General features: G+C 41.5%; 9 protein-coding genes and 5 pseudogenes. 9 read left to right on the top strand and 5 right to left on the bottom strand.

The features are described from left to right. The first annotated feature begins 60 nt into the window (after window positions 1-60). Genes HV302_RS05475 through HV302_RS05465 form a run of 3 tightly spaced genes read left to right on the top strand, consistent with a single transcriptional unit; the run spans window position 61 to window position 1751 of the window. Window positions 61-837: a winged helix-turn-helix domain-containing protein gene (locus HV302_RS05475; protein ID WP_047414277.1), complete on the top strand. Its 777-nt coding sequence runs from the start codon at window positions 61-63 to the stop codon at window positions 835-837. Next, window positions 834-1307 carry a hypothetical protein gene (locus tag HV302_RS05470; RefSeq protein WP_047414279.1) on the top strand — a complete coding sequence of 158 codons (474 nt, stop codon included), beginning with the start codon at window positions 834-836 and terminating at the stop codon, window positions 1305-1307. The genes HV302_RS05475 and HV302_RS05470 overlap by 4 nt, the downstream gene beginning before the upstream one ends. A gap of 24 nt (window positions 1308-1331) precedes the next feature. Next, the gene (locus HV302_RS05465) at window positions 1332-1751 is read left to right on the top strand and encodes a Crp/Fnr family transcriptional regulator (RefSeq protein WP_181627015.1); all 420 of its coding nucleotides are present in this window, start codon (window positions 1332-1334) and stop codon (window positions 1749-1751) included. Window positions 1752-1761: 10 nt separating this feature from the next. Here the strand turns inward: HV302_RS05465 and HV302_RS05460 are convergent. Further along, a protein-coding gene (locus HV302_RS05460) for an IS1 family transposase (RefSeq protein ID WP_223429336.1) occupies window positions 1762-2459 on the bottom strand; the annotation gives its coding sequence in 2 pieces (ribosomal slippage) (window positions 1762-2210 and window positions 2210-2459; 699 coding nt in all). A gap of 56 nt (window positions 2460-2515) precedes the next feature. Between HV302_RS05460 and HV302_RS05455 the strand changes: the two are divergent. Further along, window positions 2516-4366, top strand: a pseudogene (locus tag HV302_RS05455) (TrlF family ATPase); the annotation flags it as partial. A gap of 15 nt (window positions 4367-4381) precedes the next feature. On the opposite strand, the gene HV302_RS05450 reads toward HV302_RS05455, so the two are convergent. Next, a protein-coding gene (locus HV302_RS05450; RefSeq protein ID WP_223429336.1) for an IS1 family transposase occupies window positions 4382-5079 on the bottom strand; the annotation gives its coding sequence in 2 pieces (ribosomal slippage) (window positions 4382-4830 and window positions 4830-5079; 699 coding nt in all). Between the two features lie 54 nt (window positions 5080-5133). Here HV302_RS05450 and HV302_RS05445 point away from each other — a divergent pair. Continuing rightward, window positions 5134-5853 (top strand): annotated as a pseudogene (locus tag HV302_RS05445) (TrlF family ATPase); the annotation flags it as partial. A gap of 119 nt (window positions 5854-5972) precedes the next feature. Continuing rightward, window positions 5973-6285, top strand: a pseudogene (locus HV302_RS05440) (hypothetical protein); the annotation flags it as partial. Window positions 6286-6315: 30 nt separating this feature from the next. On the opposite strand, the gene HV302_RS05435 reads toward HV302_RS05440, so the two are convergent. Continuing rightward, window positions 6316-6675, bottom strand: coding sequence for a hypothetical protein (locus HV302_RS05435; protein ID WP_048213044.1), 360 nt, complete (start codon window positions 6673-6675; stop codon window positions 6316-6318). A 682-nt stretch (window positions 6676-7357) separates the two neighbouring features. Then, a pseudogene (locus tag HV302_RS05430) lies at window positions 7358-7627 on the bottom strand (integrase core domain-containing protein); the annotation flags it as partial. Between the two features lie 211 nt (window positions 7628-7838). Between HV302_RS05430 and HV302_RS05425 the strand changes: the two are divergent. The 3 genes and pseudogenes from HV302_RS05425 (at window position 7839) to HV302_RS05415 (ending at window position 13890) form a co-directional block, all read left to right on the top strand. After that, window positions 7839-9387, top strand: a pseudogene (locus HV302_RS05425) (N-6 DNA methylase). After that, window positions 9384-10592, top strand: a complete 1209-nt coding sequence (locus HV302_RS05420; RefSeq protein WP_159140930.1) for a restriction endonuclease subunit S — start codon at window positions 9384-9386, stop codon at window positions 10590-10592. Before HV302_RS05425 ends, HV302_RS05420 begins: the two are co-directional and overlap by 4 nt. A gap of 58 nt (window positions 10593-10650) precedes the next feature. After that, on the top strand, window positions 10651-13890 hold the full coding sequence (locus tag HV302_RS05415) for a type I restriction endonuclease subunit R (RefSeq protein ID WP_159140931.1): 3240 nt from the start codon (window positions 10651-10653) through the stop codon (window positions 13888-13890). A gap of 45 nt (window positions 13891-13935) precedes the next feature. Here the strand turns inward: HV302_RS05415 and HV302_RS05410 are convergent. Beyond that, window positions 13936-14633, bottom strand: a protein-coding gene (locus tag HV302_RS05410; protein ID WP_250884416.1) for an IS1 family transposase whose coding sequence is annotated in 2 segments (ribosomal slippage) — window positions 13936-14384 and window positions 14384-14633 — 699 coding nt in all. Because the reading frame shifts where the segments join, the coding sequence is not laid out codon by codon here. Window positions 14634-14990 lie beyond the last annotated feature (357 nt).

The following is a 14990-nucleotide window of genomic DNA, read 5'->3' as shown; positions in this document are numbered from 1 at the left end:
AACCCGAAATCGCAGCCGCGCAGAATGCATATTGTATAAATTTACCGAAAGAAAACGCGAATGAAATATTTGATAGCCAATAGAGTCATTTACGATAGCGAGAGCGGGGAACTTGTGGTCAAGGAACCCGGAAACGAGCAAAGTAAAAGGCTAACAAATACCGCTAACCGTATTCTTTCGTTACTGATTGCGTCGCCAGGCCGGGTACTTGAACGCGATTATCTTCTGGATAAAGTCTGGGAGGAAGCGGGCCATCCGGGTTCCAGTTCATCGCTGAGCCAGTACATTAGTATCCTCAGAAAAACATTAACATCCTTAATATTCATTGAGGAAATTATTGTAGCCGTACCCAAGGTGGGCTTTTACTTCTCACCAGAAATCGCCGTTGAACTGCAGAATGATGAAGAAATGGTGAGTACCACACCTCTTCCGGTATCCCTGCGTAAGGCGGCAACGAAGGATAAAAAAAACCTCTGGCTGATTGCGGCTATCGCGTTTTTGCTGCTGGCCAACCTTTGGATACTCAGCCAGAAACAGGGTTCACCGCGTTTTGCAGCCGAATACAGTATTGGTGAAATCGGGAACTGCAAATTTACTGCCTATGAAGATTTATCGGAGGAAGTTGACCCTCAGGTCATGAATATTATCCGTCAGCTACAGCCTGAACTTGAGCTAAAGTGCGCCCGGAAACCCGCGCAGATTATGGTTTATTTTCAACCCAGTGTTCTTTACGGTAGTCATGGTCGGTTTTTCTACTCTTACTGTCCAACAGATAAGGCAACAGCAAAAATTGTCTATTGTGAGAACCATTATGCTTTTAACTGGAAATTAAAATGAAGCTGATGACAACCTTAGTGCTGGCAGTGGTCGCGTTGATTTGTCTGTTAACATGGCAACTAAGCCTGCGATCGGGTGTTTATTTTGACAAACGCTGCTTTGCGAATATCACCTATGTTGACGCTTCGGATCACGCTCTCTTATTCAAAGGAAATATCACGTTTGAATTTAACAAGAACGAAACGGGCGTATTTAATCTTTCCGGCAATATTGACTATCAGGGGCGTCAATATCGATTGTCGCGTTATATAACATTTACCTATCATAACGTCAGTGGGAACCAGTATCGTATGAATACGACGACAAAAGATATCATGGCTCACGATAATGTGCCGGAAGACATTACCCTGCTGACAACAAAAATATTTGGGATGGAAGGGGAATACGTTATCTCCTTAGACAAAAAAGACAATAACTATATTACGATTGCAAATACCTTATCACCCTTAATGAACTGTGTGATTCAATAACAGGGATAGTGTTATACATTCACTATGAAAAGAAATAATTGTGTCAATTGTGAAGAGTGCGGTTTTGCAGAACTGTGCTCCGCCTATCTGTTCAGGCAGAAAGATCCATTGTTTATCCGCAATCTGGAGACAAAAAAGAAGATTGCCAGAGGTGAATATATTTATCGTCGGGGAGAGAAAATAGACGAGCTGTATGCCCTACGTAGCGGGGCCGCTAAGGTTTACGATGCGCGCGGGCAGCTGATGGGGATCGTTTTGCCAGGACAGGTGATGGGCGTGGAGGAGCTGCACATCGGGTACAGTCAGCAGGATATTCAAGCCGCAACGGAAATAGAAGTTTGCGTACTGAGAAGCGATCATTTCTACGAAATGAGCCAGCTGATGCCAGGGTTTACAGATTTTATTGTCAGGATCCTGTCACGTTCGGCGCAGGAAAAACGGTAATGACTCCAACTTACTGATAGTGTTTTATGTTCAGATAATGCCCGATGACCTTGTCATGCAGCTCCACCGATTTTGAGAACGACAGTGACTTCCGTCCCAGCCTTGCCAGATGTTGTCTCAGATTCAGGTTATGTCGCTCAATGCGCTGAGTGTAACGCTTGCTGATTACGTGCAGCTTTCCCTTCAGGCGGGATTCATACAGCGGCCAGCCATCCGTCATCCATACCACGACCTCAAAGGCCGACAGCAGGCTCAGAAGACGCTCCAGTGTGGCCAGAGTGCGTTCACCGAAGACGTGCGCCACAACCGTCCTCCGTATCCTGTCATACGCGTAAAACAGCCAGCGCTGACGTGATTTAGCACCGACGTAGCCCCACTGTTCGTCCATTTCCGCGCAGACGATGACGTCACTGCCCGGCTGTATGCGCGAGGTTACCGACTGCGGCCTGAGTTTTTTAAGTGACGTAAAATCGTGTTGAGGCCAACGCCCATAATGCGGGCGGTTGCCCGGCATCCAACGCCATTCATGGCCATATCAATGATTTTCTGGTGCGTACCGGGTTGAGAAGCGGTGTAAGTGAACTGCAGTTGCCATGTTTTACGGCAGTGAGAGCAGAGATAGCGCTGATGTCCGGCAGTGCTTTTGCCGTTACGCACCACCCCGTCAGTAGCTGAACAGGAGGGACAGCTGATAGAAACAGAAGCCACTGGAGCACCTCAAAAACACCATCATACACTAAATCAGTAAGTTGGCAGCATCACCAGATTTAAGGTGGAATAGAAAAGTAAATTACCATCTCTTATTATGTGATTCTGTTTCTCCAGAAACCATAGAAAAAGAAATTATAAACTGTCTGAAATTTGATTTTTATTCAGAACCAGGTGCCAGAACAGACAGAAGAAACTTCACAAAAGAGAATATAATCGAATTTGGCGAAAAACTATGCCAACATCAACATAATTTTGCTGGACAAAATCCTTTATTTGTAGGGATGATAAATTCATGCTTCAATCTTGATGAACTCAAAGACATATTAAACACGAACGGAAAATTCAAAGGAAAATATATATTAGCTTTACCAGCAGACGAAGATCTAAGTAAAGTCAGTTGGAAGAGTCAAGGCCATGCCGTTCGGAAGCATCTCATAATGCAATCACACATGCTCTTCACTTCAAATAGTGGCACTATTGATTTTTGCAAAGGTGAAAAACACGAGACGATAAGAGATTATCTGAAAGAGTTTGGAAACATAAAACCTTGCGTTTGGGGTTCAGATGCACACTCCTCAGATAAAATGTTTAAACCTGACGATAACAGACACACCTGGATAAAAGCTAATCTCAGTTTTGATGGGCTAAAACAAATAATATATGAGCCTGAGTCGAGAGTTAAAATCCAAGAATCTCACCCTCAGACAAAAGCTGGATATCAAACGATATTAAGAGCAAGATTTATATGTGAAGATAAAAAATTCCCCAAAAATTGGATATATTTAAATAAAGATTTGAATACAATAATAGGTGGAAAGTCTTCTGGAAAATCACTTTTACTTTACTTCATTGCAGCGGCTATAAATAAAAGTGCTGTTTTAGAAAATATAAACTTAGCTGACACCGATAACTATAATACACAAGGTGTTGACTTTGAGGTAGAATGGGATGATGGAAGTATTAGTTTGCTCTCTGACTTAGAGGATACAAAACCTATAACTTACATACCTCAATTGTATATTAATAAACTTGCGGAAGTTGAAGGAAAAAATCAGCTCAAAAAACTTATCGAGTCAATTCTGAAGCAGAATAGAGATTTTTATGAATTCAGTGAAGTAAAAGACTCTGAAATTAAATTAAAAAACAAAGAGATAAAAGAAAAAATTGAACTTCATCAGACATTTTCAGATAATTACACAACATTATGTGATGAAAGAAATAAGATTGGTGATAAATTCTCTATTGAAAAGGAGATCAGTTCATTAGAAGAACAATGTAAAAAACTAAGAGAAAAATCAGGATTCAATCAGCAAGAAATAATAAAATACAATAAACTCAACACCATTCTAAAAAACTCTGAGAATAGACTAAGAGTAGTTGATAACTATCATTTAAACTCCACAAAGCTAATAACTGGCCTACACGAAAGGTTTCTAGATTACACTAATGCTTTAAAATCTGATTTAGCATCCTCATTAAGTGTTGCGGATACTGCTATTTTTTCCAGAAAATACTATTCCATTATTGAAAAAGGTATGGACAGTATTCGCTTAGAAACTCAAAAGCATTTTGAGTTGAAAACAAATAAAATACCAAAACTCATCGATAAAATCACACAAATAAAAGAAAAATCAGAGTTAGAGATCACTCCTTTATTATTAAAAGTTAAGGAAAAACAAAGCCTCGACTTATTTACCAAAAAAATAAGTATCGAAAGAGAAAAACTAAGCAAAATAAATGGACTGCAACAAGTAATAGATAAATTATTAGTAGATGCAAAAGACAACCTTTCTAATTTACAAACAAACTATGCAGAATTAATGTCTTTATATCAAGACTATATTATTGAGTTATCATCCGAGCAATATAGTATTTCTGATGATATGAAAATAATCCCTAAACTGGGTAATGACTCCAACTTACTGATAGTGTTTTATGTTCAGATAATGCCCGATGACCTTGTCATGCAGCTCCACCGATTTTGAGAACGACAGTGACTTCCGTCCCAGCCTTGCCAGATGTTGTCTCAGATTCAGGTTATGTCGCTCAATGCGCTGAGTGTAACGCTTGCTGATTACGTGCAGCTTTCCCTTCAGGCGGGATTCATACAGCGGCCAGCCATCCGTCATCCATACCACGACCTCAAAGGCCGACAGCAGGCTCAGAAGACGCTCCAGTGTGGCCAGAGTGCGTTCACCGAAGACGTGCGCCACAACCGTCCTCCGTATCCTGTCATACGCGTAAAACAGCCAGCGCTGACGTGATTTAGCACCGACGTAGCCCCACTGTTCGTCCATTTCCGCGCAGACGATGACGTCACTGCCCGGCTGTATGCGCGAGGTTACCGACTGCGGCCTGAGTTTTTTAAGTGACGTAAAATCGTGTTGAGGCCAACGCCCATAATGCGGGCGGTTGCCCGGCATCCAACGCCATTCATGGCCATATCAATGATTTTCTGGTGCGTACCGGGTTGAGAAGCGGTGTAAGTGAACTGCAGTTGCCATGTTTTACGGCAGTGAGAGCAGAGATAGCGCTGATGTCCGGCAGTGCTTTTGCCGTTACGCACCACCCCGTCAGTAGCTGAACAGGAGGGACAGCTGATAGAAACAGAAGCCACTGGAGCACCTCAAAAACACCATCATACACTAAATCAGTAAGTTGGCAGCATCACCCTAAACTGAGTTTCAATAAAGATGGATTTGATAAATTCATAGATAATTATGACATGAGAGGCAATTTACAACCTTTAATGGGTGATGCATATGATCCTAAAGAGATTTTTGCTTTTGATGTAGTAAACCATATAGAAAAAATAAATACCATTTTAGCAAATACAAAAAAAGAAACCTGTCCCAAAGTGAAGAAAGGGATTACTAAAAAGGATATCCTTTACACACTCTACGATGACTATTTCTTCATTGATTATGAAATTATCTATAATAATGATGAAATAATAAAAATGTCTCCCGGTAAAAGAGGGTTAGTTCTTTTGAATTTATTGCTGCACCTGAGCAATGCATCGCATCCAATACTCATAGATCAACCAGAAGATAACTTAGATAACAGAACTATTTATGAACAGTTGAACAGGTTTATTAAGCAACGCAAAAAAACGAGACAAATAATATTGGTTACTCATAACGCAAACCTTGTTGTTTCCGCTGATTCAGAATGTGTTATTGTTGCAAACCAAACTGGTCAAATTAAAGATGGTGAGAATGAAGAGTATCAGTTTGAATATATCAGTAATGCACTTGAAAATACTTTTGAAAAAATACAGGATACTTGCCTTCTCAAGAGTATGGGTATAAGGCAACATGTATGTGAAATTCTGGAGGGAGGCCAGGATGCATTTAAAGAAAGAGAAATAAAATATGGTCTAAGATTCTAAATGATATATAGGAATGTTAGCAAGGTATGACTAAGAGAAGCTCCGCTTCTCTTGTCCCTTGCTCTTTTCACCGTTCTGTTGAAAAAATCAAAATCTAAGCACGAAGATTGACCTACACTGAGATTCTTAATGCTAAACGTGGAAACAAAAGCAAGGCGAATGGCTTCGATTAACCTCTTTGATAGGCTTCCTCCTGTCGTTCCTGCTATCAATGTTGAAGCTTGGAAATCACAGTCTAACATATCCCAAAAGCTGAACCGCCTTATAAGCCATCTTGATGCAAAAAGTAGCAATAGTGAGTTAGCTAAAACAGAGATCTTCGCAGTCAAGAAACAGATCAAAGAGCTTCGCTCGTGCCAGACAGCCTCTATGAGTAGGTATTCCTATGAAGTGAATGCAACAGCCCCTCATCCCTCTAAAAAATGGTCATGAGAGCATGATTGTCAGGATTGCAATTAACCATCAAATTCTTTTTATGTTTTTAGCTTTATCTGAATTTTCTAATATGATTGAAGAAATTATTTTTTCTTCTTTTTTTGCAATTAGAGATTGGATATTAATAGTACCATAATCTAAATTATCTCCCCACCAGTACATGAATTCTTTTATTACGGAAGTCATATTGTCTATAACCTCTTGAGATCCTTCGTTATAAATAAAAGATAGTATTTTTAAATTTTCAACATCAATCTCTTGCACAATTATCCGAAACATATCATCAGTTGGATATAAATTCGTTTCATTTAATGATATATTTAATTTCTCAAGCATCTCATTCATAAGCAAGTCTACTTCATTGAAGGCCGTATTATATTCAGTCATTATTTAACCTCTTGTTTTAAGTTTATACAACATTACAATTAATCACTTTAAGAAAGAATGTCAAGCGTTTTTGTTAAATAAATAATATTTATTATAAAAATAATTGCTTGAGTGAATAATTTTTTAATTATAAGCACCATACAGTGTCATCTATTCAACCGAAGCGGAAATTTATAGCATCTTCTGTGCTGCAAGAGAAGCTTTAAAATAAATGCAAGTTAAGCTGTATATCTTTATATAAAATATCAGGCACTGCGATTTTTTATTATTATAGCGAAATGAAGCAAGGGCTAACTCTGCGAAGCCGCTGCGCTTGCTTCTTCGAGTTCCCCTTGCTTTTCTGCCCTTCGGTTAGAAAAGAAGCCAAACTGCTACCAACCTTGAATCTCTATATTTTTGAATAGACAAACATTACCCGCTCCCTTAATCACCACTATCAAAAATAAAAAATCATCTTACAAATAACCCCATACACATCATTTTAGATTGCGACCTTATTAAATTAAAAATTCAACCTTAGATGGAATTTAATGTACAAGGAATGTCCTACTGTAACGGAGAATTTTAAACATTAAAAATTACAACTATGGTTTGTCATAGCCTGTACATCTATTCACCTCATGCATATGCACTAAGAAAGCTTTTTTGAATACTGGAGTTGTCCCTGCTAAAACGGACACGGCTAATTAACTGCTAATATGGCATCACGATATTCGCGTGGCGATTTCATGTTCAACCCCTTGTGTGGATGCAGATTATTATAATCCTCTATCTATTCTGCCATTGTTTCCATCATTTAGACTGCATCCAGCAGATCATCTACGTACACATAATCCCGCTTGAACGTCTTTACAAACGATTCTGCCATGCCGTTACTTCCCGGACTGCGTACTGGTGTAGTACACACGATGAACCACAGTGAACTAGCAAATGTGCGCGTGGCATCGGCTGTGCAGCAATTATGCCAATGACACTGGCTCCATTGACGGCAATGACCTGACATCTACAATCCCGCTACAAAGCATTTACTCCATGAGTCATTGCACTTGCTGAGCTACACGAACACACTAAAACCAGATAATAATTAATCGCTGTATAAGCTCGTAACAAGCGGAACTTTAAGGCAAAATAGGGCCATCTTCCCCCTTCATAAGGTTACGCTAATGGCCAGAAAACCTAAAGAAATCAAAACAGACCCGTTAGAGGTCATCCTGTGGAAAGCGGCAGACAAACTGCGTAAAAACATTGATGCAGCCGAGTACAAGCACGTCGTACTAGGCCTCATTTTCCTTAAGTACATTTCTGATTCTTTTGAATCTCATTATGAGTTGCTGAAAGCCGGTAAAGGCGAGTTCGCAGGTGCTGATCCGGAAGACAAAGACGAGTACACCGCTTACAACGTTTTCTTTGTCCCTGAGCTTGCACGTTGGAACTATCTGATTTCTAAGGCCAAGCTTCCTGAAATCGGTAAGATGGTTGATGATGCGATGGAGCTTATCGAAGCGGGCAATCCACAGTTAAAAGGTGTGTTGCCGAAAGTCTATGCCCGACAAAACCTCGACGCCACTGTTCTGGGTGAGCTGATAGATCTGATTGGCAACATTGCACTAGGAGATGCCAAAGCACGCTCTGCTGACGTTTTAGGTCACGTATTCGAATACTTCCTAGGTGAATTTGCACTGGCAGAAGGCAAACAAGGCGGCCAGTTCTATACGCCAAAATCTATTGTAAGCCTGCTGGTTAACATGCTGGAACCCTATAAAGGCCGTGTCTTTGATCCCTGCTGTGGTTCTGGTGGTATGTTCGTTCAGTCAGAAAAATTTGTAGAAGCACATCAGGGAAATATTGACGATATTTCGATCTATGGGCAGGAGTCCAACCAGACCACTTGGCGTCTGGCAAAAATGAACCTGGCAATTCGTGGGATTAATTCTGAACACGTTCGCTGGAATAATGAAGGTTCATTTCTTAACGATGCTCACAAAGATTTGAAATCTGATTTTATCATAGCTAACCCACCGTTTAACGTTTCCGACTGGTCTGGTGAGCAGCTTCGTGGTGATGCCCGCTGGCAATATGGCATTCCACCTGCTGGCAACGCTAACTTTGCATGGATGCAACATTTTTTGTATCACTTGTCTCCTAAAGGGCAAGCGGGTGTTGTTCTGGCAAAAGGGGGCATTAACTTCTAAAAGCTCTGGTGAAGGTGATATTCGTGCTGCACTGGTAAAAGATGCCAATGTGATTGACTGTATCGTCAACTTACCGGCAAAGCTGTTCCTGAATACTCAGATCCCTGCTGCATTATGGTTTATGCGCCGTGACCGTCATAACAGCAACCAGTATCGTGATCGTAGTAAAGAAATTCTGTTTATTGATGCCCGTAATCTCGGTCATTTAATTAATCGTCGTACCAAAGTACTTTCTGACGACGATATAAAAACCATCGCTGATACCTATCATAACTGGCGTAACAAAGGTGGCGACTACAAAGACGTCGCTGGTTTCTGTGCGTCAGTAGACATTGCTGAAGTTGCTAAACTCGATTATGTGCTGACACCTGGCCGTTATGTTGGTCTTGCTGATGAAGAAGACGATTTCGACTTTAAAGAACGCTTTACGGCTCTTAAAGCGGAGTTTGAAGCACAATTGGAAGAAGAATCACGATTAAATAAAGCTATCGCTGATAATTTGGCAAAGGTGGTTTTATGACTTTTAAAAATGTAGTGAAGCTTGGTGACTTTGTTACGATTAAACACGGATATGCTTTCCCCGGTAAATTTATCACTTCACAAGAAACAAAAAAAATCCTTGTAACGCCAGGAAACTTCAATATTGGAGGTGGCTTCAAATCCTCTAAATTCAAATACTACTCAGGTGAAACCTATCCTGAACAATATAGGTTCAATGGTGGTGAATTGATAGTTACAATGACCGACTTAAGTAAGGAAACAGATACTCTTGGTTATGCTGCATTAGTTCCTAATGACAATAACATTTACCTTCATAATCAACGAGTTGGATTAGTACAAATTTTAAATAATGACTTAGACAAAATGTATTTGTATTGGAAGATGCGTACTCGTGAGTACCAAGAGTTTATTGCAAACTCTGCAAGTGGTACTTCTGTAATGCATACTTCTCCCAAAAAAATATGTGAATATGAATTTTTATTACCCACAAAGTTAGAACAGAAAGCTATAGCTTCTGTCCTTTCATCTCTTGATGAAAAAATAGACCTGCTTCATCGCCAGAATAAAACACTTGAATCTATGGCTGAAACGATATTCAGGAAGTGGTTTATTGAGGAGCCGCAGGAGGAATGGGATACAGTGCCTTTAAGTAAAGTAGCTACTTTTACGAATGGTTTAGCTTGTCAAAAATTCCCTGCAATTTCAGGGGAGCCAAGCATGCCTGTTTTGAAGATAAAAGAGCTTAGTTCTGGTATATCTTCGAACACTGATTTAGCTACTGCTAACATCAAAGAAGATTATATAGTAAATCATGGTGATGTTATTTTTGCTTGGTCTGCATCTCTAATGGTAAAAATTTGGTCAGGGCCTGTTTGTGTGCTTAATCAACATTTATTCAAAGTTACATCGGATACATACCCTAAATGGTTTTATTTAGAATGGTGTAAACATTATTTAAAAGAATTCATTAGTATATCTCAAAGTCATGCAACGACAATGGGGCATATTAAAAGAAAAGATCTTGACGAAGCTATGGTAAAAATCCCTTCGAACAATGAATTAGTTAATATGACGGCGAAAATTGGGCCATTACTTGATCAAAGAATAGAAAAAATGAGGCAAATCCGAACCCTCGAAACCCTGCGCGATACTCTACTTCCTAAACTGATGAGCGGTGATGTACGGGTTCAGTATGCAGAAGAAGCAATCGCATCAGTAGCATAAAATAATTAAGCGGGCTCACAACCCGCTATCTGGTTAAGCAGCAATAAGGACAGTACGCATGGCAAAGATGACCGAATCCGATATTGAAGTAATGGCGATTGAGTACCTGCAAGGGCTGGGTTATGAATACGTTTACGGCCCGGACATTGAACCCAGTGGAATCAATCCGTTACGTAGCTATCAGCAGGTTATCCTTGAAGATAAAGTGCGTACAGCATTGCAACGAATTAACCCGCACCTTAGTGAGCATAAGTGTGAGGAAGCGCTAAAACAGGTGATGCAGATAAGCACACCTGATCTGATGGCAAACAATCTGGCCTTTCATCGCCTGTTGACCGAAGGAATCAATATCGAAGTCAGCAAGGATGGTAATACACAAGGAGAGCTGGCCTGCCTGATCGACTTTAACGATCCCACGAATAATGAATTTTTGGTTGTGAACCAGATAACCATTAAAGAAGGCAATCATACCCGCCGACCAGACCTTATTTTATTCATCAACGGTCTGCCGTTAGTCGTTATCGAACTTAAAAATGCCGCTGACGAAAATGCAACGGTTGCAGGTGCTTATAACCAGATAAAAACGTATCAGAACCAAATCCCCAGCCTGTTTACCTACAATGCCTTTAATGTTGTTTCAGACGGACTGGAAGCCAAAACGGGAACGGTTTCCGCCGATTTCAGTCGTTATATGACATGGAAAACCGCTAATGGTAAAACACAAGCTACCAGTACCCAACCACAGCTCGAAGTTTTATTACAGGGGTTGCTTAATCCTGTAACGCTGTTGGATGTGATCCGCCACTTTATCGTGTTTGAAGCCAGCAAACATGAAGACAGCAAAGGGATTATCAGTATCCGTACCGTTAAAAAAATGGCTGCTTATCACCAGTACTACGCGGTTAATGCAGCAGTACTTTCCACTATTCGTGCCTCAGGTGTAAATGCAGATTCCCCCTCTGCCGAAGTAGCACTGCGCCAGCAGGGACGTAACAGTAAAGTTCTTGTTAATGCGCAAAAAACCGGAGATCGTAAAGCGGGGGTCGTGTGGCATACCCAGGGTTCCGGTAAATCGCTTTCGATGGTGTTTTATACCGGGAAGATTGTACTGGCGCTGAATAATCCAACAGTGGTAGTGATCACTGACCGTAACGATTTGGATGATCAGCTATTCGGTACGTTTTCTTCTGCCACTCAGCTACTTCGTCAGACACCAAAACAGGCCAACAACCGGGAAGAACTCAAAGAATATTTGCGTGTCGCCTCTGGCGGTGTGGTGTTTACTACTATTCAAAAATTCCAGCCTGATGGTGGCAGCAATATCTATGAGTTGCTGTCCGACAGAACTAATATTGTCGTTATCGCTGATGAAGCACACCGTTCCCAGTACGGTTTCAGCGCCAAAGAAGTTGACGTGAAAGACAGCGAAGGCAACGTAACAGGTAAACGCACCGTTTACGGCTTTGCCAAATATATGCGTGATGCCTTGCCCAATGCTACCTATCTTGGCTTTACCGGAACCCCCATAGAAAAAACGGACGTAAACACACCTGCTGTTTTTGGTAACTACGTTGATATCTACGATATCTCACAGGCCGTAGAAGACGGTGCAACCGTGCGTATCTTCTATGAAAGCCGTCTTGCCAAAATTGCCATCAGTGACGAAGGTCGCCAGCTAATTGAAGACTTCGACGATGAGTTTAACGAAGACGAGCTGACGCTTACCCAGAAAGAACGGTCTAAATGGGCCAGAATCGAAGGTTTGATTGGCAGTTCAAAACGTATTAAAGCTATTGCGGCGGATATGGTTCAGCACTTTGAACAGCGCTTAAAATCTAATGCCGATCATGGCAAGGGCATGATTGTCACCATGTCCCGTCGTATTGCTGCTGAACTTTATAAAGAAATCATAGAGTTAAAACCTGAATGGCACAGCGATAATCTAAATGATGGCGTGATTAAAGTCGTCATGACCTCTTCTGCTGCTGACGGACCAGAAATCGCTAAACACCACACCACAAAAAAAGAACGTCAGGTTTTGGCTAATCGTATGAAGGATGACGACGACAAGCTGAAACTGGTGATAGTGCGTGATATGTGGTTAACCGGCTTCGACGCTCCCAGCATGCATACGCTGTATATCGACAAACCAATGAAAGGCCACAACCTCATGCAGGCAATTGCCCGTGTGAACCGTGTGTATAAAGATAAGATAGGCGGTCTGGTTGTTGACTATCTGGGCATTGCCTCTGATTTAAAAGAAGCCCTCTCCTTTTACTCTGATGCAGGTGGACGTGGAGATCCTGCTGAGGTTCAGGAAGAAGCTGTAACGCTCATGCAGGAAAAGCTGGAAATCCTGGAAGGCATGATGCATGGCTACGATTACAAAGCTTACTTTGCCGCAACTACTTCACAACGCCTGACAATTATTCTTGAATCAGAAAACCATATTTTAGGGCTGGATAACGGTAAAGGTAAAATGCGTTTCCTGGCTGCGGTTGCAGCCTTGTCGCAGGCATTTGCATTGGCGACACCGCACGATAAAGCAATGGAAGCGGCACCCGAAGTAGCATTCTTCCAGGCAGTAAAAGCCAGACTGAATAAATTTACTGAAAACTCAGACGGATCAGAAGAAGAACACAATGACAGTCTGGAAGTTCGGGTAAAACAGACTATCGATCAGGCTCTGGTTACCGATAAAGTTGTTGATATTTTTGACGCTGCTGGGATACAAAAGCCAGATATTTCCGTTCTTTCTGAAGAATTCCTTCAGGAAATGAAGGATTACCAACACAGAAATATTGCTTTGGAAACGCTTAAAAAACTGCTTTCTGACGAGATTAAGGTTCGCTCGAATCAAAGTATCACCCAAGGCAAAAAACTGATTGATATGCTGACCTCTGCAATCAATGGCTACCAGAACAAGGTACTGACCGCAGCGGAGGTAATTGATGAGCTAATCAAGCTTGCCAAGACTATCCAGGAATCTGACAGCCTTGCCACCCAGTTAAACCTCAGCGCTTATGAATATGCCTTCTATTCTGCTGTTGCAGATAACGACAGTGCTCGCGAGTTAATGGAAAAGGAAAAACTACGAGAACTGGCAGTCGTACTTACGGAGGCTATCCGCAACAATGTCAGTCTTGACTGGACAGTGAAAGAAGCAGCAAGAGCAAAAATTCGCGTGGTGGTAAAACGTCTGCTCAAAAAATATGGTTATCCGCCTGATATGTCATTGCTCGCCACAGAGACAGTTTTGAAGCAGGCTGAACTTTTAGCTGGAGAATTAGGAAAATGATTCCCTAAATTTTTAGCATATAAACTATTTGGTAATGGCCCCAACTTATTGATAGTGTTTTATGTTCAGATAATGCCCGATGACTTTGTCATGCAGTTCCACCGATTTTGAGAACGACAGCGACTTCCGTCCCAGCCGTGCCAGATGCTGCCTCAGATTCAGGTTATGCCGCTCAATTCGCTGCGTATATCGCTTGCTGATTACATGCAGCTTTCCCTTCAGGTGGGATTCATACAGCGGCCAGCCATCCGTCATCCATACCACGACCTCAAAGGCCGACAGCAGGCTCAGAAGACGCTCCAGTGTGGCCAGAGTGCGTTCACCGAATACGTGCGCCACAACCGTTCTCCGGAGCCTGTCATACGCGTAAAACAGCCAGCGCTGACGTGATTTAGCACCGACGTAGCCCCACTGTTCGTCCATTTCAGCGCAGACAATCACATCACTGCCCGGCTGTATGCGCGAGGTTACCGACTGCGGCCTGAGTTTTTTAAGTGACGTAAAATCGTGTTGAGGCCAACGCCCATAATGCGGGCGGTTGCCCGGCATCCAACACCATTCATGGCCATATCAATGATTTTCTGGTGTGTACCGGGTTGAGAAGCGGTGTAAGTGAACTGCAGTTGCCATGTTTTACGGCAGTGAGAGCAGAGATAGCGCTGATGTCCGGCAGTACTTTTACCGTTACGCACCACCCCGTCAGTAGCTGAACAGGAGGGACAGCTGATATAAACAGAAGCCACTGGAGCACCTCAAAAACACCATCATACACTAAATCAGTAAGTTGGCAGCATCACCCCTTCCTGGCTGTTGAAAAAGACTACGCTGCTTAAATTTTAAATGAGCATCCTCAAGCCGAATAACTTAAAGGATGCTCTTCAAATTTTAATAAGAATTATCAACAGCAAAAAACCTCATAAAAAACACTACTCATTTAATTTCCAAAATTAAGATGAACATTAATAACCACCATTATATTACATGATCTTTTCCATATCCTATAGCATTACTCTCTATAGTATTAATATCTGAGCCTCTAATTATCTCCTTTATACAGATTAGCTCCAATATGGATAAATATTCTTGTGAAAATGGTTAAT

Source organism: Citrobacter sp. RHBSTW-00859 (assembly GCF_013729795.1).
Classification (GTDB): Bacteria; Pseudomonadota; Gammaproteobacteria; order Enterobacterales; family Enterobacteriaceae; genus Citrobacter; species Citrobacter braakii.
Note: the sequence above shows the minus strand (reverse complement) of the source record. Positions and strands in the feature narration are given on the sequence as shown.